The organism is Fontibacillus phaseoli, assembly GCF_003337355.1.
In the GTDB taxonomy this organism is placed as follows: Bacteria; Bacillota; Bacilli; order Paenibacillales; family Paenibacillaceae; genus Fontibacillus; species Fontibacillus phaseoli.
Genome location: NZ_QPJW01000001.1, coordinates 346,040 through 364,406, shown reverse-complemented (window position 1 = coordinate 364,406; position 18,367 = coordinate 346,040). Strand labels below are relative to the sequence as shown.

Sequence of the window (18,367 nt, the reverse complement as noted above, 5' to 3'; positions counted from 1 at the left end):
TAGTAATCATAAGGTTTGCTAGATACATACTTTCGGCTTGAAACCCGCTTGAAGCCCACCTGAAACCTAGAAATCTGCTAGGGATCTGCCCTGGGAGGCCGGCAAAAAGCACACCAACAGCAGCAGAAATCAATCTAGAATCGTAGTACTTGCTCATCCATCAGGCCTCATCATAATTAACGGGAAAACCTACAGTTAATTCTATCCATTTGCCAGGTCCACCACAATTAACTGGAAAACCTACAGTTAATTTAGCGCTTCATGCGCAGATCCGCTCAAACCGGGTGAATTAGATGGAGGTTTCCCAGTTATTTTCTCCAAGTAAGCCGATTTATGAAAATTAACTGTAGAAAATCCATCTACTCAGAATAGTGCCACTTGGTTATTTAACCAAAGGTCATGCTATTTAGAAGTTTTTGCTGCGGACTTCAAAAATCGCAAATTTCAAATAATGGCCTTCGTCTACGCCCAAGATTTGGGGATGATCCTTCCCGGCGGCGCGCCATTCGACGAGGCGGAGGATTTTCCCGGCATCGGCCGCGGCTTCCTGGATCGTCTCCAGGAAAAGGTCGGGGCGCATATGGTACGAACAACTGGCGGTTACCAGATACCCGCCTTCATTGACCAGCTTCATCCCGTGCAGATTGATGTCCTTGTACCCCCGGCATGCGCCCTTAACGGCGCTCCGGGTTTTGGCGAAAGCCGGCGGGTCCAGAATGACGACGTCCCAGGTCCGTCCGCCTCCGGCCGTCATCGGCACCGAGGTGTCGGTTTTGCCCTCGTTGCCCGCGGCCGCCCGGTTACTGCGCTCGGACAGCCCCTTGACCTGGCTGCGGAGATAATCGAAAGCATCGGCGACTACAAACTCAACGCGATCCTCAAAACCGTTCAACTCCACATTGCTTTTGGCACTCTCTATTGCATGCTCGGAAATGTCCAGGCAGGTGACTTTTTTGGCTCCGTATTGGCACGCATGAAGCGTAAAGCTGCCCGTATGGGAAAAACACTCCAACACAGTCGCCCCGTCCCAATACGGAAAAGTAACTTCCTTGCCTTTCCGGTTGACGGGAACCTGTCTGGTTCCTTCCCCCTCAACCTCAATTTCCTGCAGCTCGATGCCGCTTCTGTCTCCCCATCCGGTCATAAGCGGCTTGATCGAAGCCCGGTTTTCCCGCTGGTCGAAAAAATACCCTGTCTTCTGTCCTTGCTCGATATCGACCAATATTTTCAGCCCGTTCTCCGTTACGGTCACATGCCGCAGCGGGTTGCCGTACAGCGGACCCTTAACCTGCTCGAGCCCTTCCATCTCGCGGATCGAAACATCGCTGCGTTCATAAATGCCTGTCGGCTGCAGCACGGTAACCAACGCCTTGACGACGGCTTCCCTGCAAAGATCCATCCCGAGCGTCAGCAACTGGATCACCAGCACCTCGCCAAAACGGTCCACGATCAACCCCGGCAAGAAATCGGCCTCACCGTAAACGAAACGATAGGCGTCCTCCCGGACAAAGCGCTCGCGAAGCTTCAAGCATTCCCGGAAACGTTCCTCGAAAAAGGCGGCATCCATCTCTTCCAATTCCACGAAAGAAACGACCCGAACGGTAATTTGCGAAGCCGGATTATAGTAGCCCGTAGCGAGAAAGCGGCGCCGGTGATCGAAGATCTGAACCAGACTTCCCGGTGCCGGCTCCCCCTCTACACTTTCAATTTCACTTTTATAAACCCAAGGATGACCTTGTTCCAGCCGCTTCTTGCGGCTGCGCGATAATATAACGGATCCCACGATTGTTCAACTCCTAAAAGTTTGTGAGCATTGCTACTCCGTATTACTTCATACAAAACTGCTTCGTAAACTCAAGTCTTGTGTTGTGAACGTTACCCTATGTCCAAGCTTCGTACTAAACTTCTCCGTAAGTGTAATCCAGCTTAGTGGACGTAAGCATAATTCTCGCTTCCATCCTGTTCAGTGCAGCAGCCTTTTTCCGGGCATGGGCCATACCCCGCCTCACTTCCCGGGCTGTATTCCCCGTCCGCTGCTGACATGGACTCCGGACAGGAAGCATATATGTAACTTGTACACTTTGCAAAAAAAAGGAGGTCATTGCCCGATGATTCACGATATCCTGGTTCCTGTAACGTTCGGACTGGCCCTCTTTCTGTTCGGCATGAAGCTGATGGAGGCCTCGCTTCATGCCTGGGCCGGCCCCAAACTGATCCGGGTGCTGCATGCCACGACGCGGACGCCTTGGACCGGTCTGGTGTCCAGCACGGTCATTTCCGCGGCGCTCCAGAGCAGCACCGCCGTCACGGTGATGACGATCGGGCTGGTCAACGCCGGGCTGCTATCCTACGCCCGGACGCTGGGCGTCATTCTGGGCGGCAACATTGGGACCTGTTTGACGACGGAATTAATCGCTCTGGATATTTCAAGTATAGGCGTTCCTCTGCTCATTATATCCCTGCTCTTTTGGGCGGCTGCCGTAACGGCTCAGGAGATGATTCCCGGAAGGAGAAACTCCAAATGGTTCTCCTTGCTTACCCCGGTGCAATTCGGTTCCTTCGCCACGGCGGGGTTCAGCTTGATCATAATCGCCATCCGCTGGATGCAATCGATCGGCCCCGGTCTCAAAGCTTACGGCATCATCGACTGGCTGCTGGATCACGCCGGGGACAGTCTGCTCTGGGGAGCCGTCGCGGGAGCGATATTGACCGCGCTCGTTCACAGCAGCGCAGCTACTATCGCGATGACTATGGGGCTGGTCGCTACAGGAGCCTTGCCCGTCCACCTTGGCATCGCCGTGGTCATCGGCTCCAATGTCGGCACATGCGTCACCGCGCTGATCGCTTCCATCGGCGGAACCCGGGCCGGAGTCTTTGTCGCCTGGTCTCATGTTGCGCTGAATGTAATTGGGGCGGCGCTGTTTCTCCCGCTGACATCCCAGCTCGGAACCGTATCCGCCTGGCTGTCCTCCGACCTCTCCTCGCAAATCGCCCATGCGCAAAGCATTTTTAACATCGTTTGTTCACTTCTGGCTCTGCCATTATGCTATCTTCCGGTTTGGTCTCGATTGGAACGGCCTCCGGTAACCACCACCGGACCAGCCGCTTACATGCGCAGCCGAAAGAGCTAAAGCTCCAATCCCAGCATCAAAAGCCCTTTTTCCAAAATAAAATCATTATTGTCATACCCCGATTTGAGCTGTTTTTCCCAGGCATCCATTGGCTCATACCAGGCTACGCCGCGGATCTCCTCAAGCTGGGGCCGGAGTTGGCCGCCCCGGCTTTCCACCAGATAGTAATGGACCTCTTTATCAACAGGTCCGTGGACAGGATGATTATACGTATAGGCTATGATATCGATCAGCGCATCAATCTTGCCGGTAATCCCGGTCTCTTCCCGTATTTCCCGAAGCGCCGTTTCCTCCACCGTCTCCCCCGGCTCGCTTTTTCCCTTGGCAAAAGAAAGCCTGCCGTACCGGTCCGTAATGAGCTGTATCTGCAACTGCCCGCCCTCATTCCGGTAAACAACGCCTCCTGCGGATATTTCCTTGTCCGGCATGATTCTCGTCTCCTTACACCGTATTACCCCGATTCAAAACAAGGACTTCAGCCCCGGCGGAGTGAAATCCCTGTTCAGTCCAAACGTTTATAGTTCATTAGGTTAGCCCCAAAACAGGCCCTTCCAGAAATTACGCCAAAGCCTGTGCCGTGCCATCCATTACGCGGACCAATTGTCCTTCGCTTGTGTTGGCATCGGCCTTCGTCATTTTGACGCGGCATATTTTGCCCGCCATATCGTGAGAACCGTCGAACTTGATCTGCAGGTAGTTATCGCTAAATCCAGTGACGAAGCCATTGCCCCATACGCCTTTTTCATCGCGTTCAGGAATTACGTCCAGCACCTGGCCGACAAACTTCTCGGCATAAGCGAGCTGCATTTGCTCGGACAAGTCGATCAGTTCCTGCACTCTGGCATGTTTGATTTCCTCGTCGATCTGATCCTCCATGCGTGCGGCCGGAGTACCGGTCCGTTTGGAGTAAGGGAAAACGTGCATCTCCGAAAAGCCGATCCGTTTAATCGCTTCAAATCCCTCGCGGTATAGCTCATCGGTTTCTCCGGGGAATCCGACGATCAAGTCGGTCGTAATCGCCACGTCCGGCATAAATTCACGGATCATCTTGATTTTTCCTTCAAATTCTTCGATCGTGTATTTCCGTCTCATGCGCTTAAGCACTTCATTGCTACCGGCTTGGAGCGGAATATGAAAATGACGGCACATCTTCGAAGAGCCTTTCAGCACTTCAAGCATGCGGTCATCAATTTGGCTCGCCTCAATCGAACTAATCCGGATGCGGCCCAGCCCTTCCACCTTATCCAGCTCCCAAAGCAGGTCGGACAAGCGATAGTTCTCCAGGTCGTCCCCATAGCCGCCGGTGTGGATCCCGGTCAGCACGATTTCGTTATAACCTGCCGCCACCAATTGGCGCGCCTGGGCCACGACGCTCTGCGGTTCCCGGCTGCGGGAAAGTCCGCGGGACCAAGGAATGATGCAGAAGGTGCAGAAGTTGTTGCAGCCCTCCTGGATTTTGAGGAAAGCACGCGTATGGTCCGCAAAATCAGGAACGTCAAGTTCTTCAAATTGGCGGGTTTTCATAATATTCCGCACCGCATTGATCGGTTGGCGCTGTGCCTGAATTTCCTTAACATAAGGAATGATCTTCTCGCGGTCCTGCGTCCCGATCACCAGATCGACGCCGGGAATGTCCAAAATTTCCGCCGGAGAAGTTTGGGCATAACAGCCCGTCACCGCTACGATGGCGTCCGGATTGCGCCGAATGGCTCGCCGGATAATTTGCCGGCTCTTTTTATCGCCCGTATTGGTTACGGTGCAGGTATTAATCAGATACACATCAGCCGTCTGTTCGAAATCGACCTGTTCATATCCTTCATTTTTAAACAACTGCCAGATCGCTTCCGTATCATAAAAGTTCACTTTGCAGCCGAGCGTGTAAAATGCAACGGATGGCATCCTCACATTCCCCCCATTTCTCCAGATTCATACATGATGCAAGTCAGGGCGGCCATGGCGGCCGTCTCCGTCCGCAGTACGCGCCGTCCCAAGCCGACCGATAGAGCTCCGGCCATCTCGGCTTCCGATACTTCGCGCTCGGAAAAACCGCCTTCGGGACCGACGATCACAGCTACGCTGCAGGACTGACCCGCCGCGAGCCGGCTCACGAAAGGCTTAAGCACGTCGCGAAGCTGCTGGCCGTGTTCTTTTTCGTAACATAAGCATACCAGATCGAAAGCGGATAAACTTTCAAGCATCTCCCGCCAGGAGACGGGGGCTTCAACAACGGGAATCCGGCTGCGGTGCGCCTGCTCCGCGGCTTCTTTGGCGATCTTGCGCCAGCGGGCCGTGCGTTTCTCTTCTTTTTTGCCATCGTACTGAACCACCGTTCGTTCCGATAAGAAAGGCAAAAACGAAGCCGCTCCGATCTCCGTGCATTTCTGGATCACGGTCTCCATCTTGTCGCCCTTAGGCAGGCTCTGCGCCACCGTGACCTGAAGCCACGACTCGCCCGACGGCTCCAGAGTCTCTATGATTTCCGCAGTCACTTCCTGCGGATCTATGCTTACGATCTCTGCAAGCACTTCGCGGGATTCCCCGTCGCTGACGATCAGCTTATCCCCCGGTTTGGAACGCATGACTTTGCCGATATGGCGGGCGTCCTCACCGGTAATGACAACGGTCTCTTCCCCGAACTGCTCCTGATCAATAAAATAGCGCTGCATTCTCATCATTCCTTGCCCTAAAATCACCAAAGTACATCATACAACTTTTATTTTGAGCTTTCCAGTACCTGTTCATTGACACTATCCCGGTAAAGTCCGGAAAATCTATAATTTTCATTTCGTCAAGCTCCGAACAACACGCGGAAGAAGACCAGGAAATGCTGCGACAAAGAATGTGCAGCTCCATACAATGGCCCGATTGTGTAAGCCTGCAAGCCCGGAACGATCAGGATCACGAGAAAGATCAGAATCGACCATTGCTCAAATTGCTGAAGCTTTCCAAGCACCCGACGCGGAACGACATCCTCAAGAATCCGGTATCCGTCAAGTGGAGGAAGCGGGATCAAGTTGAATAAGCATAAGAAAAAGTTCATGACGATAAACAGGCTGAAGAAGATATGAATGGCTTGGGAAAGCTTATCTTCTCCCATATAAGGCGAAACGACGCCAAATTGCAGCAACGCCGCAAAAATGGCCGCCCCGGCGATAGCCAACAGCAGATTGCTTAAAGGACCGGCCACGGATACGATCACGCCCATCAGGCGGGGTTTGCTGAAATTATCCCGGTTGACCGGGACCGGCCGCGCCCAGCCAAACCCGGCGATCAACAGCAGAATAATCCCCAGCAGATCGAAATGAACCGTAGGATTAAGTGTGACTCGTCCGAGCAGCTTGGCGGTCGGGTCTCCGAATTTGTTCGCGAAATAAGCATGGGAAAACTCGTGAACCGTAAACGCGATGACCAGCGTAATTAAATAAAACGGCAACTGGCTTAACGGAACGCGCAGTATTTGGTCAAGAAAATCCATCGAATTACCTCTTTCTCGCTACGAAAGCGACCCAGTCTTCTTCCCGGGCCGTCTGTGCAATTTCAAATCCCGCGGCAGTTAATACTTCTTCTACGGCCTGTTCCTTATTCATATAAATTCCGGACGCGATATAATACCCTCCCGGCTGCAATGCCTCGTAAACATCTTCAATAAACAGCAAAATGATCTCGGCCAATATGTTAGCTACGACGACCCGAACCGGAAGCTGTACATTTACAGTGTCATCGGCTCCTTTTTTCAGCACCGATAGCAGATCGCTTTCCACCACTTGGATCTGCTCTTCCAACCGGTTCAACCTGGTGTTCTCCGTCGCGCTGGACACCGCAACCGGATCCAGATCAAGCGCCAACACGCGGGAGGCACCCAGGCGGCAAGCGCCGATCGCCAAAATGCCGGAACCGGTACCGACGTCGATTACTTCGTCTCCTTCTTGAATAATTCCTTCGAGAGTCCGAAGGCACAATGAAGTCGTCGGGTGCGTCCCTGTTCCGAAAGCCATGCCGGGATCCAGTTCAATAATGCGCTCCTCCGGGGATGCAGGGGCATATTCTTCCCAAGTCGGCTTAATCGTTAGACGCGGTGACACGCGCAAGGGCTTGAAGTACTGCTTCCAGTTATTCGCCCAATCATCCTCGCTAACGTCTCTTACCGTAATGACCGGATTTCCGGGATCAATGTCATACTCCCGAAGCTCTTCGGTTCGCTCCGTGACCTGCCGGATCACTTCCTCCATATCGATACCCTCGGGGAAATATCCGCTGATCTTCGCTTCGCCCTCGGGAATATCGTTCGGCGGAATTTCGAACCACTGTCCCAGAGAAGTGTCGCGTGGCTTGTCATTATCCACATGCTCATCAATGGTTACGCCCCCCGCTCCCGCTTCATGCAGGAAATTGGAGATCATTTCCACCGCTTCCTCAGTTGTATGTATAGTCAACTCTTTCCATATCATCGTAAGTTTTCCTCCTCGAATGAGTACATGAAATCTATTGTACTATAGAATGAAAAGAGTGACAAAAGCAACTCATTCACGCAGGGCTTATGCCATTCTTTTAATACTAAAATGCAAAAAACGATTGAGCCTGGATGCCATCCATGCCCAATCGCTTCCGAATAAAATTCTTTAGTTAACGCTTAATTTTCGGTAGCACAGTCCCTTAATCGACCAGCACCATCCGTAACATTTGCCCTTCACTGTTCATCATCGTATTTAAAGCGATCCGCGCGGTCGACAGCAGCGGAACCTGGCCTGACAAAGCGGCGATCCAATGATGCTGCGAAGAGGCATAGGCATCCGGATACGGACTTAGGCGCCGGTGGCGTAAGGCCGCCAGTTCGAGGGTTACCGTACAGTCCATGTCAAAGTCCGCGATCGTCGTATGGTAGCAGAACCGTTTGGGCTCCGGCTGGTGCAGATTGTTATGCAGGCAAACATCTAAGACAACTAAGTCTTCCTGCCCCAGCAATTCTCGAAAATCATTCAACATAATACGTTGCTTTTTGATGTCAAATTTCTTGTGTCGGTGTTTCTCTGCCTGTACGGTGCATTCCAAAAAAAAGCAAGCCGCCGGAATGGATCCGGCAGCCTGCCGATAATATTCTGCTACACGTAGGATTAGTGTTTCAGGTTTTTGACTACAACCTATGCTGTCCCTGCTGACGTGCATCTGCCCGTTCGCTTCGTTCCAAAGCTTCCCAATCTTCCTGATCGGCAAATTCCTCCGCAAATTCGATGTCCTTATTGTGCCCGATGTCCATCCCCGGCGTTTTTGAGAACTGTCTTTTCGTTACGCGGTCCGGATATGATTTACTCATTTGCTTTCTCCTTTCGCTTGTCCCAATTCAAAGGTTACCCTGTTATGTCAGCCCGCCGGCTTCCTCAACGATCCGCAAAGCCTGATGATGAATGCTTTCATCCACAACAGCCGTAAGCAATATATCATGGCCGGTTGGTCCGCCTTGACCGCCATGGCTCATTCCGCTGGCCGCCGGATCCGCCGCGGTCAAAATACCGGCCGAAGTATTGGTGATCGCCGCATCCTGCGTTATCGCCGATAAACTGCTTATTTTTCCGGCAACCGGATTCATCGGATCATAGCCTTCGCCGGCATACCGGCTAAACCGGTCCACCGATACTTCGAGCGCCCGCAGCGCATTCAGTTTTCTGGCTACGCCTTCGGCTTCCTCCGGGCTTTTGAAATACGCCAGTATATTTTTCTCACTCATTTCAGAACCCTGCCTTTCCCTAGTTGAAGCGTAAATAAGAAACCACTTTGAACGGTTCTTTCGATTAGAATGACATTTATCCTTCACGTTTATTCCGCAATCTTTAAAATTTGAAACGCTTTTATCGTTATCCCGTATTACCTGTATTGCATAAGAACATACTTTAAACCATAGGAGGGTATCTACTTCAAATGCTAAAGAAATTAACGATGATCGTGATGGCGTTTACGCTGATGTTCGCCTTCACAACTCCGGATTTGGCGGATGCCAAGCGCGGAGGGGGATTTAAATCCGGCCCTCGGTCTTATACGCCGGCGCCAAAAAAATCAACAAACAGCGATTATCAAAAATCGGGCGATACTTCGAACACCAGAAAATCTGGAGCAACTACAGGGACTAATACCGGCCGCGGTTTCTTTAGCGGCGGAGGCTTTATGAAAGGCTTGATGCTCGGCGGACTGGCCGGCATGCTCTTCGGCGGATTGTTCGGAGGAATGGGCTTTTTGGGCAACCTGCTCGGACTCGCAGTAAACCTGCTTGCGATATATGCAATCATAGCCGTCGTGGTCTGGCTGTTCCGCCGCTTCAAACGCCGACCGCAGCATGACGATTATCACCGCGGAGGAAAATACTAAGCGATGGTCCTCAGTATGGACGAAATCATTAACGCGATCTGTATTCATACGGCTGAACGGGCCGGTCTCCGTCCCACCGATGTACAGGTCGAGCTGAGTTGGGACGAAGAGACCGGTTATACCGGGGAGATTTGGGCAGGCGGCAGAAGCAGATATATCGTGGAGTCCAACATCATGGAAGCGATCATGCAGTACGTTTACAAGGAATACGGCATCCGGGCTTTCCGGGATGACATTACCCTGGATTTGGGCGAGGAAATCATCGCACATATCCGGTCGTGAAATTCAGCCATATAAAAAAGCAAGCACCGGGCGTAAGCCTACGTGCTTGTTTTTTTACATTAAATCATCTGACCAGGTAACGGGGTTCGCGAGACTTCGCTTTTTTTCTGTATCCAGTGCCCTTCTGCCTAGCGATCACGCTTATGCAGCATGACGAAGAGAAAGCCTCCAAATGCCACGAGCCCAATTAACATCAGCATCATATTGCTGTAACGCACTGCCGCTGGATTCGTTACTGTCCCCACAAGAGGAAAATCCAGCCACGGCTTCGTCAGCAGTCCGCCTACGCCAGCAATGCCAATCCCTTCCGCCAGAAAGCAGACGAAATTGAGCATTCCCATGCCAGAACCCGCTTCATCCGGTTCCAACGTACTGGCAACACTTGCGGAAACAACGGTTTTTACGAACGACAAGCCGCCAAACGTCAATATCATCGATCCCGTAACCAACCATGGCGTCCGGTCCGTATAAAGCAGGATGATTAGAAACCCCACAGCAATCATGCTTAATCCGGACAGCATCGCGGTAGTATGGCCCCGGCGGTCGGTCAGCATCCCGCCAAGCATCCCGAACAGGATAACGCTCAACGTGCCTGGAAACAGAATAGCGCCTCCGATAAGGCCCGTCAGCATATGGTACACAGCTCTCATCAGATAAGGCACCATGGATATAAAACCGGCGACTGTGCCAAGAAGCAAGCCGCCCAGGAACACGCCGGCCAGATACCTTTTCTTACGAAACAGGAATGGTTCCAGGAACGGCTCCCGGTGCCGCCGGAGATGAAAGGCCAGCAGCGCAAACAGAACCAGACTGGCAATCAGGCAAATCCAATGGTACAGCGTCGTAAATAGCGCAAACGACAAAATGCCCGCAGACAGTAACACCGCGCCAATCTTATCGAATGCTTTCCTTACTGTAGTTTCGTCGGGCAGCGTCCGAAGTACGAACGGCAGGGCCGGCAGCGACAAGAGTGGCAGCGCAAATAACACCGACCAATGCATATATCCGGAAACAGCTCCACCGATGACCGGACCGAGCCCCTCGCCAAATGCGACGACGGATCCGATCAGACCGAAAGCCTTCCCTTGTTTTCCCGGTTCGACAATCTTGACAATCATCACCATGATCAACGACGGAATGGCCGATGCTCCTGCCCCCTGCAACAAACGCGCAGCCAGCACGCCCGGATACCAGGCATGACCCAACAGACCGAGAACCGAACCGAAGCCGTAGGTCAACATACCGAATAACAACAGCTTTCTTAGGCCGGCATGTTCCAATATTTTGCCGTACACGGCTACGCCAATAGCAAATGAAAGAGAAAAGCAGGTACTGGTCCAATTGGCCGCCGACGGCGGAATATGGAAATAAGCGGCGATGTCCGGCAGCGAGACGGAAAACATCGTTTCGTTCATTACGCTGAAAAACGTCAAAACGCTGAGCCACAGGATGAAACGTGATGCCTGAACTTCATTTCGGTATTGCACTTGAATTTACCCCTTAGAATGAAGGGGAATCGCTGGTTATAGGGTCATTGATGCGCCTTCCCCTAAATGTTGTACCCTTACCACATTATTTTGCCGCATGATGGGCTACGCCTCCCAATTTTGAAATGGATGAATAATCCAACCCGATTATATCATAAACCCGGTAAAAGCCCGAGACAGGCAACAAAAAAAGGTGTCCCCGACCATTTTCCAATGATCTTAAGGACACCTCTTTTACGATCTGACCTATTCATTTGTATCAAAAATTTCAGTCTCCGCGGAAGGCCCGCTTCATCCGGTCGAAGAACGACTGCTCATGTTCATGCGTATGCTCGCCGTCAAGCGCCGCAAATTGCCGCATCAGTTCTTTTTGCTCGTCATTGAGCTTGCTCGGCGTCACGACTACGACTTTGATGTGCTGGTCGCCTTGGCCGATGCCGCGAAGCTTCGGCACCCCTTTGCCTTTCAACCGGAAATAAGTTCCGGTTTGCGTACCGGCAGGAATTTTTAGCTTTACTTTTTCCGTCAGGGTCGGGATTTCAATCTCATCGCCAAGCGCCGCTTGAGCAAACGTCAGAGGCACTTCGCAGTAAATATCGTCGCCTTCGCGCTCGAAGAAATCATGCGGCTTCACGCGGATAACGATATATAGGTCGCCCGCAGGTCCCCCGCGCAATCCGCCTTCTCCTTCGCCGGACATCCGGAGTTGTGCGCCGTCATCCACGCCGGCAGGAATGCGGACATGAATTTTCCGTTGTTTCTTCACTTTGCCGCTGCCTGAACAGGTCGGGCATTTTTCTTTGATGATTTGTCCTTTGCCGCCGCAATTGCTGCACGCACGGCGGTTTACCATCCGGCCGAACGGCGTGTTCTGCACGACTTCCTGTTGTCCGGAGCCGTGGCAGACGGAGCAGGTTTCCGGCTTGGTGCCAGGTTTGGCTCCCGATCCAAAGCAGGTATCGCAATTTTCGGTTCTCGGAATCGTAATATCCGTCTCTTTGCCGAATACCGCTTCCTTAAACTCAACCGTCATCGTATACTGCAAATCATTTCCCCGTTGCGGGGCATTCGGATCGCGTCGGCCACCGCCCCCGCCACCGAAGAACATATCGAAAATATCGCCGAAACCGCCGAAATCGCCGCCGTTAAATCCGCCGCCCATCCCTTGGTTTGGATCGACATGTCCATATTGATCATATCTGGCCCGTTTACCCGAATCGCTCAGGACATCATAAGCTTCCTTTACTTCCTTGAACTTATCCTCCGCATCCGACGCCTTGTTTACGTCTGGGTGATATTGACGCGCCAGCTTGCGGTAGGCCTTCTTAATTTCATCGTCAGAAGCGCTTTTGCCAAGGCCAAGCACCTCATAATAATCTCGTTTTTCAGCCATCCTTCCACCCCCGTTATGACTTGTTTGGCGTGCCGGAGGAAAGTACCCTTAATCCGGCAAAAGGAAAGTCAAAGTACGGAAATAGCCCGCACTTTGACCTTCCCAGTTCACCTAAGTCTATTCACCGATCAGCCAACCTGTGATTTGCTTAAGTTAGTCCTGCTTCTTGTCCTCATCGACAACTTCGTACTCGGCATCTACCACATTGTCCTTGCCGCCGGCCGACGATGCACCTTGCGCGCCCTCCGCTTGTTGTTGAGCTTGCGCGGCTTGTTCATAAAGCTTAACAGACAGCTGCTGAACGATCTCGGTCAATTTCTCGGAAGCCGATTTGATGTTTTCCAGATCGTCGCTTTCCAGCGCTTTTTTCAACTCTTCTTTTGCCGCATTAGCTTGTTCCGTTTCAGCCGCATCGACTTTATCGCCAAGCTCTTTCAGCGTCTTGTCAACGCTGTAGATCAATTGGTCGCCGTTGTTCTTCGCTTCAACCAGCTCTTTGCGTTTCTTGTCTTCCTCGGCGTGAAGCTCGGCATCCTTCATCATGCGCTCCACTTCATCGTCGCTAAGGCCGCTGGAGGAAGTGATCGTGATCTTTTGGCTCTTGCCTGTGCCTTTATCGGTTGCCGACACGTTGACGATCCCGTTGGCGTCGATATCGAAGCTGACTTCGATTTGCGGTACGCCGCGCGGAGCCAGAGGGATGTCGCCCAGCATAAAGCGGCCAAGCGTTTTGTTGCCTGCAGCCATCTCGCGTTCCCCTTGCAGCACGTGGATTTCAACGCTAGGCTGATTATCCGCATAAGTCGAGAAGACTTGCGATTTGCTCGTAGGAATAGTGGTGTTGCGTTCGATCATTTTGGTAAATACGCCGCCAGCGGTTTCAATCCCCAGCGACAGTGGAGTTACGTCAAGCAATACGACGTCTTTGACGTCGCCGGTCAACACGCCCGCTTGTACGGCCGCACCGAGAGCAACAACTTCATCCGGGTTAACGCCCTTATGAGGGTCCTTGCCGGTCAGTTTCTTAATCGCTTCTTGTACAGCCGGAATCCGGGTGGATCCGCCCACCAGAACGATTTTATGGATATCGGCCGGTGTCATGCCCGCATCGCTAAGCGCACGACGGGTTGGTCCCAAAGTCCGTTCTACCAGATCCGCGGACAGTTCTTCGAATTTGGCCCGAGTCAGGTTCAATTCCAAGTGCTGAGGCACGCCGTCAACGACGGTGATGAACGGAAGGGAAATGGTCGTAGTAAGTACGCCGGACAGTTCTTTCTTCGCTTTTTCAGCCGCGTCTTTCAAACGTTGTACTGCAGCTTTATCCTTGCTAAGGTCAATGCCTTGGTCTTTTTTGAATTCAGCTACCAGGTAGTCGATGATCACTTGGTCAAAGTCGTCGCCGCCGAGACGGTTGTCGCCGCTGGTCGCTTTTACTTCAAAGAATCCGTCGCCAAGTTCCAGGATCGATACGTCAAACGTACCGCCGCCAAGGTCATATACGAGAATCGTTTGATCTTCGGACTTCTCCATACCGTAGGCAAGCGCTGCTGCCGTAGGCTCGTTGACGATACGCAGGACTTCAAGACCGGCGATTTTACCGGCATCTTTCGTCGCTTGACGCTGGCTGTCATTGAAATAGGCGGGCACCGTAATTACCGCTTGAGTTACGGGTTGGCCAAGATAAGCTTCGGCATCCGATTTCAGTTTTTGCAAAATAACCGCGGAAATCTCTTGCGGCGTGAAGTCTTTGCCGTCAATGCTTTCCTTGTGGTTCGTACCCATATGTCTTTTGATCGAAATGATCGTGCGGTCCGGATTGGTGATGGCCTGGCGCTTTGCCGTTTCGCCTACGATCCGTTCTCCGTCTTTCTTAAAGCCTACAACCGAAGGGGTTGTACGCGCGCCTTCCGGATTCGGAATAACGACGGCTTCGCCGCCTTCCATAACCGCAACGCAAGAGTTCGTGGTTCCAAGGTCAATACCGATTACTTTACTCATAGGAAAGTATCCTCCTTAATTAGTTGCTGTTTCATGATTTCTGTTTCTTGCATTAACCGCTGACTTTAACCATTGCCGGACGAAGCACTTTGTCCTTCAGCAGGTAGCCCTTCTGTACTTCCTCCACAACGGTGCCTTCCTCGTATTCATCGCTTTCCACCTGCATGATCGCCTGGTGAAGGTCCGGATTAAAAGGTGTGCCCACGGATTCCATCGGAGTCAAGCCTTCTGCCTTCAAAATACCTTCCAACTGGCGAAAGATCATCTCCACGCCTTTGGTATAAGACGAAATCTCCGTATTGTCCGCAGCGGTGCTCAATGCCCGTTCAAAGTTATCAATGACCGGCAGCAGCTCGGTAATGAGTTTGGCGGATGCATACTTGCCAAGCTCCTCCTTCTCTTTTACCGTACGGCGGCGGAAATTATCGAAATCGGCCTGTGTGCGCAGCAGTCGCTGTTTGTGCTCCTCCGCTTCAGCCCGCAGTTGATCAAGGTCGGGTTGACCTTCCGTTGGAACCTCCGGTACATCCTCTACGGAAATTTCTTGCTCTTCCGCGGTCTGGTTCGGATCCTGGTTCCCTTTGCCATTCACATTCAATTCTTCTTCCACACCCGTCTCAATGTTGTCATGAATCGGTTGTTGTTCCTTCAAGATGTCACCTCCTTAGCAGTATATGTTGCCATGATCGGCTAGGCTTTGTTTTTTCTGCTATTTCGTGCTGCTTATGAAACAAAGCTGGTGTTGTACCGTGCTGGTATTTTGCATTCCTTGTTAATGCAGCCGGGATAAAAACTTGGTCAAGTCTTTAGATAATATATCCAAGATCCCGATCACCCGGGCATATTCCATACGGGTCGGTCCCAAAATGCCGATCGTCCCCACCGCTTCGCCCTCAATGGCATAGGTTGCCGTAATCAGGCTGCAGTTGGCAAAAGCCTGATGATCATTCTCGGTCCCGATCCTGACTTGAATCCCGGTGCCCGTCGACGCTGAAATCATCATTTTCATTAATGTCGGCGTTTCTTCGAACAGGTCGAGAATGCTCTTCACTTTATCAATGTCCCGGAATTCAGGCTGGTTCAGCATATTGGTCGTTCCGCTAAGGAACAGCCGCTGCCCTTCCTGGCCGCTTTCGAGCACTTCATCCATCACGTTCATTAGATCCTCGAAGTGTTCGACATGCCGCTGCATTTCCTGACCGATCTCATTGTAAAGAGCCGTCTTCAGCTTAAAAATTGGTACCCCGGCCAACTTGCGGTTAAGCAAATTCACGACCTTTTCCATCTCCGAAACAGAGAGCCCTGCCGGAATCGAAACCGTCTTGTTCTCAACCTGGCCCGTGCTGGTCACTATGATGGCTACCGCTGTGTTTTCATTCAACGGAAGCAGTTGAAAATGCCGCAGAGACGTATGAAAAACTTCCGGCCCAAGCAGGATGGAAGTGTAATTCGTCATATGGGATAATATCGTTCCGGCATGCTGAACGACCTGTTCGATGGCATTTAGTTTTTCCGCAAAAAAAGCTTTCATCATTTTAAACTCGTTGGGCGCTAACAGATTTAAGGGTGCCAGATGATCCACATAGTACCGGTAACCTTTGTGAGAAGGTATGCGGCCGGCAGACGTATGCGGCTGTTCCAGAAATCCGAGTTCCTCCAGATCGGCCATCTCGTTGCGAATGGTAGCGGGACTGTACCCGACGTCCCCGCGCTTGGAGATGCTTCGGGATCCCACAGGTTCCGCCGAACTAATATAGTCGTCCACAATAGCCGTCAGAATCATTCTTTGGCGTTCCGTCAACATGGAAATCCCTCCTGTAAAGGTATATTCAAAGCTCGTTAGCACTCTAGCCCGTTGAGTGCTAAACCATAATACAAAAATACCAAACCAACCTGACGATTGTCAAGTCAGTCCAGTATCCTGAGTACGGCTATTTCGTCGCAAGCATGCTGCTTGGCGCAATTTACACAATCCGTCCAAACCTTCTCCGGAAAAATCTCTTTCTCGACCACGGCAAATCCGTTTTTCAGAAAAAAAGAAACTTCGTAGGTCAGTGCCATCACCTTGGGGAGGGCACGCTTTTTCGCCTCATCGACAAGTTGCTCGACCAGCATGGAACCGAGCCCGCGCCCTTTATACCCTTCCGCGATGCCGAGCGAGCGGATCTCCACCAGTTCTTCCCCAAGCTTGCATAGCGATCCGCAACCGACGATCTTGTCGTCCATTTCGGCGACAACAAAATCAGCGATCTGCCGTTCCAGTACCGCGCGCGAACGCGGAAGCATAATCCCTTGGCGGGCGTAGTTTTCAATCATCAAAAAAAGCGGCTCTACATCATCCAGTTTTGCTTGTCTGCATACTGCAACGGCTTGCATGCTCTCTCTCCCCCTCAAAACCAACGTTCAAACTAATATGAATAAATATACACGATGACGTATAAAAGTTCAAGAGAGATACGAGGTGATTTTTTGCAATTGTAGCCGCAACTCAGGTGAGCGCGCCGACAAACTCGGCAAACACTTCATTCCCGAAAAGAATTCCTTTTTCACTGAGTCGATAACCGCCATGATCTTCATGCATCTCCAGCAAACCCGCCGAAGTCATTTTATGCAGTTGGGCTTGAAACGTTTCCTCCAGCGAAACCCCGAATTGGGCGGAAAAATTCCGTATCCGTATTCCTTCCAGCATCCGAAGACCGACCATGACGAAGTCCTCCATCGCTTCTTCCTTCGAAACCTCGAACTGTTCCAGTCGCGGGAGTTTCTGCTTGGCGGCCTCGACATAGGGATTGACGCCCTTGATATTCATATGGCGCTGACGCTTAACGTAGCCGTGGGCACCAGCCCCCAGACCGTAATAATCTTCATTCCGCCAATACGTAATGTTATGTCGGCTTTCATATCCCGGTTTGGCAAAATTGCTGATTTCATATTGCTTGTACCCCGCAGCCTTCATACGCTCCATGAGCAGAAGGTACATTTTCAGTTCATCTTCTTCACCGGGAAGCGGAAGCTGATTCTTTTGAAACAAGGTATGGAACAGCGTATTCTCTTCCACTTTGAGGCTATAAATCGAATAATGCGGCAACCCCAGTTCCAGCGCCCGGCCAACGCTGTACTCCAGCATCTCCACTGTCTGGTTCGGCAAACCGAACATCAGGTCGATCGACAAATTATGAAGCCCCGCTTCGCGGGCATTCTCCAGACTCCTGTAAACGTCGTCCGTATTGTGGATCCGTCCAATTCCGGAGAGCAGCTCATTCTGGAACGCCTGCACGCCAAAGCTGACCCGGTTGACGCCGCCCGCCTTCATGACGGCCAGCTTTTCAGGATCGGTTGTACCCGGGTTGGCTTCCATCGTAAACTCAATGTCTTCCGCCCAGTTAGGAAAGTGCTTGCGGACCGAGCTTAGGAAAAACTCCATTTCTTCCGGGTTCAGCACCGTCGGCGTTCCTCCACCGACAAATATAGTCTTGATTTCGCTTGGAAGCGTTTCCCGCACGGTTAGTTCCATCTCTCGGTCCAATGCCCGCAAATAATCCATCACCGGCTGATCCTTCAGCACATAAGAATTAAAGTCGCAATAAAAGCACTTGTTCGTACAAAAAGGAATGTGTATATAAACCGCCTGGGGAGCGGCGCTATGTTCTTGCCCGTTTTCAGGCATTCCCTGGCCCATCGGCCCTGCGATACGATTCATGGCAATGCCTCCTTTTCTG

Annotated in this window: 19 protein-coding genes; 3 read left to right on the top strand and 16 right to left on the bottom strand. The window is 51.8% G+C overall.

Annotation, left to right across the window (positions count from 1 at the left end):
- Positions 1 to 406 precede the first annotated feature (406 nt).
- On the bottom strand, positions 407 to 1,783 hold the full coding sequence (locus DFP94_RS01720; protein WP_114494713.1) for a class I SAM-dependent rRNA methyltransferase: 1,377 nt from the start codon (positions 1,781 to 1,783) through the stop codon (positions 407 to 409).
- Positions 1,784 to 2,108: 325 nt separating this feature from the next.
- Here DFP94_RS01720 and DFP94_RS01715 point away from each other — a divergent pair, with 325 nt between their 5' ends.
- Positions 2,109 to 3,131, top strand: coding sequence for a Na/Pi cotransporter family protein (locus DFP94_RS01715; RefSeq protein ID WP_114494712.1), 1,023 nt, complete (start codon positions 2,109 to 2,111; stop codon positions 3,129 to 3,131).
- Here the strand turns inward: DFP94_RS01715 and DFP94_RS01710 are convergent.
- The 8 genes from DFP94_RS01710 to DFP94_RS01675 all read right to left on the bottom strand — a co-directional run bounded on the left by DFP94_RS01710 (position 3,128) and on the right by DFP94_RS01675 (position 8,853).
- Positions 3,128 to 3,559: an NUDIX hydrolase gene (locus tag DFP94_RS01710; RefSeq protein WP_114494711.1), complete on the bottom strand. Its 432-nt coding sequence runs from the start codon at positions 3,557 to 3,559 to the stop codon at positions 3,128 to 3,130. The two genes, DFP94_RS01715 and DFP94_RS01710, sit on opposite strands and share 4 nt — an antisense overlap.
- 130 nt (positions 3,560 to 3,689) lie before the next feature.
- Complete coding sequence (gene mtaB, locus DFP94_RS01705; protein WP_114494710.1) at positions 3,690 to 5,030, bottom strand: tRNA (N(6)-L-threonylcarbamoyladenosine(37)-C(2))-methylthiotransferase MtaB; 1,341 nt, start codon at positions 5,028 to 5,030, stop codon at positions 3,690 to 3,692.
- Between the two features lie 2 nt (positions 5,031 to 5,032).
- Positions 5,033 to 5,797, bottom strand: coding sequence for a 16S rRNA (uracil(1498)-N(3))-methyltransferase (locus tag DFP94_RS01700; RefSeq protein WP_114494709.1), 765 nt, complete (start codon positions 5,795 to 5,797; stop codon positions 5,033 to 5,035).
- 122 nt (positions 5,798 to 5,919) lie between these two features.
- Complete coding sequence (locus tag DFP94_RS01695; protein WP_114494708.1) at positions 5,920 to 6,606, bottom strand: site-2 protease family protein; 687 nt, start codon at positions 6,604 to 6,606, stop codon at positions 5,920 to 5,922.
- A 4-nt stretch (positions 6,607 to 6,610) separates the two neighbouring features.
- The gene (gene prmA / locus DFP94_RS01690; RefSeq protein ID WP_114494707.1) at positions 6,611 to 7,579 is read right to left on the bottom strand and encodes a 50S ribosomal protein L11 methyltransferase; all 969 of its coding nucleotides are present in this window, start codon (positions 7,577 to 7,579) and stop codon (positions 6,611 to 6,613) included.
- Between the two features lie 205 nt (positions 7,580 to 7,784).
- On the bottom strand, positions 7,785 to 8,114 hold the full coding sequence (locus tag DFP94_RS01685; protein WP_181872989.1) for a hypothetical protein: 330 nt from the start codon (positions 8,112 to 8,114) through the stop codon (positions 7,785 to 7,787).
- 148 nt (positions 8,115 to 8,262) lie between these two features.
- The gene (locus tag DFP94_RS01680) at positions 8,263 to 8,442 is read right to left on the bottom strand and encodes a YfhD family protein (RefSeq protein WP_114494706.1); all 180 of its coding nucleotides are present in this window, start codon (positions 8,440 to 8,442) and stop codon (positions 8,263 to 8,265) included.
- A gap of 42 nt (positions 8,443 to 8,484) precedes the next feature.
- Complete coding sequence (locus DFP94_RS01675; protein ID WP_114494705.1) at positions 8,485 to 8,853, bottom strand: hypothetical protein; 369 nt, start codon at positions 8,851 to 8,853, stop codon at positions 8,485 to 8,487.
- Between the two features lie 191 nt (positions 8,854 to 9,044).
- On the opposite strand from DFP94_RS01675, the gene DFP94_RS01670 reads away from it, so the two are divergent.
- Both DFP94_RS01670 and DFP94_RS01665 read left to right on the top strand, forming a co-directional pair.
- Positions 9,045 to 9,488, top strand: coding sequence for a hypothetical protein (locus DFP94_RS01670; RefSeq protein ID WP_114494704.1), 444 nt, complete (start codon positions 9,045 to 9,047; stop codon positions 9,486 to 9,488).
- Between the two features lie 3 nt (positions 9,489 to 9,491).
- Positions 9,492 to 9,770, top strand: coding sequence for a DUF2653 family protein (locus tag DFP94_RS01665; protein ID WP_114494703.1), 279 nt, complete (start codon positions 9,492 to 9,494; stop codon positions 9,768 to 9,770).
- Positions 9,771 to 9,898: 128 nt separating this feature from the next.
- Here the strand turns inward: DFP94_RS01665 and DFP94_RS01660 are convergent, their stop codons facing one another.
- From DFP94_RS01660 to hemW, 7 genes are all read right to left on the bottom strand, one after another.
- Positions 9,899 to 11,257 (bottom strand): MFS transporter, encoded by a 1,359-nt coding sequence (locus tag DFP94_RS01660; protein ID WP_114494702.1) that lies wholly within the window; start codon positions 11,255 to 11,257, stop codon positions 9,899 to 9,901.
- A gap of 268 nt (positions 11,258 to 11,525) precedes the next feature.
- The gene (gene dnaJ, locus DFP94_RS01655; RefSeq protein ID WP_114494701.1) at positions 11,526 to 12,650 is read right to left on the bottom strand and encodes a molecular chaperone DnaJ; all 1,125 of its coding nucleotides are present in this window, start codon (positions 12,648 to 12,650) and stop codon (positions 11,526 to 11,528) included.
- 153 nt (positions 12,651 to 12,803) lie between these two features.
- Positions 12,804 to 14,648 carry a molecular chaperone DnaK gene (gene dnaK / locus DFP94_RS01650; protein ID WP_114494700.1) on the bottom strand — a complete coding sequence of 615 codons (1,845 nt, stop codon included), beginning with the start codon at positions 14,646 to 14,648 and terminating at the stop codon, positions 12,804 to 12,806.
- 52 nt (positions 14,649 to 14,700) lie between these two features.
- The gene (gene grpE, locus DFP94_RS01645) at positions 14,701 to 15,300 is read right to left on the bottom strand and encodes a nucleotide exchange factor GrpE (RefSeq protein WP_114494699.1); all 600 of its coding nucleotides are present in this window, start codon (positions 15,298 to 15,300) and stop codon (positions 14,701 to 14,703) included.
- Between the two features lie 120 nt (positions 15,301 to 15,420).
- Entirely contained in the window at positions 15,421 to 16,452 is a 1,032-nt protein-coding gene (gene hrcA / locus DFP94_RS01640; RefSeq protein ID WP_114494698.1) for a heat-inducible transcriptional repressor HrcA, read from the bottom strand.
- Positions 16,453 to 16,556: 104 nt separating this feature from the next.
- Positions 16,557 to 17,024 (bottom strand): N-acetyltransferase, encoded by a 468-nt coding sequence (locus DFP94_RS01635; protein WP_114494697.1) that lies wholly within the window; start codon positions 17,022 to 17,024, stop codon positions 16,557 to 16,559.
- A 112-nt stretch (positions 17,025 to 17,136) separates the two neighbouring features.
- On the bottom strand, positions 17,137 to 18,315 hold the full coding sequence (gene hemW / locus DFP94_RS01630; protein WP_114495734.1) for a radical SAM family heme chaperone HemW: 1,179 nt from the start codon (positions 18,313 to 18,315) through the stop codon (positions 17,137 to 17,139).
- Positions 18,316 to 18,367: the final 52 nt, after the last annotated feature.

Bases quoted from the DNA above. Each gene is read 5' to 3' on its own strand.
- DFP94_RS01665 (WP_114494703.1), top strand. From the start codon at position 9,492: ATGGTCCTCAGTATGGACGAAATCATTAACGCGATCTGTATTCATACG.
- hrcA (WP_114494698.1), bottom strand. From the start codon at position 16,452: ATGTTGACGGAACGCCAAAGAATGATTCTGACGGCTATTGTGGACGAC.
- DFP94_RS01715 (WP_114494712.1), top strand. From the start codon at position 2,109: ATGATTCACGATATCCTGGTTCCTGTAACGTTCGGACTGGCCCTCTTT.
- DFP94_RS01700 (WP_114494709.1), bottom strand. From the start codon at position 5,797: ATGCAGCGCTATTTTATTGATCAGGAGCAGTTCGGGGAAGAGACCGTT.
- DFP94_RS01635 (WP_114494697.1), bottom strand. From the start codon at position 17,024: ATGCAAGCCGTTGCAGTATGCAGACAAGCAAAACTGGATGATGTAGAG.
- DFP94_RS01670 (WP_114494704.1), top strand. From the start codon at position 9,045: ATGCTAAAGAAATTAACGATGATCGTGATGGCGTTTACGCTGATGTTC.
- DFP94_RS01695 (WP_114494708.1), bottom strand. From the start codon at position 6,606: ATGGATTTTCTTGACCAAATACTGCGCGTTCCGTTAAGCCAGTTGCCG.
- prmA (WP_114494707.1), bottom strand. From the start codon at position 7,579: ATGATATGGAAAGAGTTGACTATACATACAACTGAGGAAGCGGTGGAA.
- DFP94_RS01685 (WP_181872989.1), bottom strand. From the start codon at position 8,114: ATGTTGAATGATTTTCGAGAATTGCTGGGGCAGGAAGACTTAGTTGTC.
- dnaK (WP_114494700.1), bottom strand. From the start codon at position 14,648: ATGAGTAAAGTAATCGGTATTGACCTTGGAACCACGAACTCTTGCGTT.
- dnaJ (WP_114494701.1), bottom strand. From the start codon at position 12,650: ATGGCTGAAAAACGAGATTATTATGAGGTGCTTGGCCTTGGCAAAAGC.
- hemW (WP_114495734.1), bottom strand. From the start codon at position 18,315: ATGCCTGAAAACGGGCAAGAACATAGCGCCGCTCCCCAGGCGGTTTAT.
- DFP94_RS01675 (WP_114494705.1), bottom strand. From the start codon at position 8,853: ATGAGTGAGAAAAATATACTGGCGTATTTCAAAAGCCCGGAGGAAGCC.
- DFP94_RS01710 (WP_114494711.1), bottom strand. From the start codon at position 3,559: ATGCCGGACAAGGAAATATCCGCAGGAGGCGTTGTTTACCGGAATGAG.
- DFP94_RS01680 (WP_114494706.1), bottom strand. From the start codon at position 8,442: ATGAGTAAATCATATCCGGACCGCGTAACGAAAAGACAGTTCTCAAAA.
- mtaB (WP_114494710.1), bottom strand. From the start codon at position 5,030: ATGCCATCCGTTGCATTTTACACGCTCGGCTGCAAAGTGAACTTTTAT.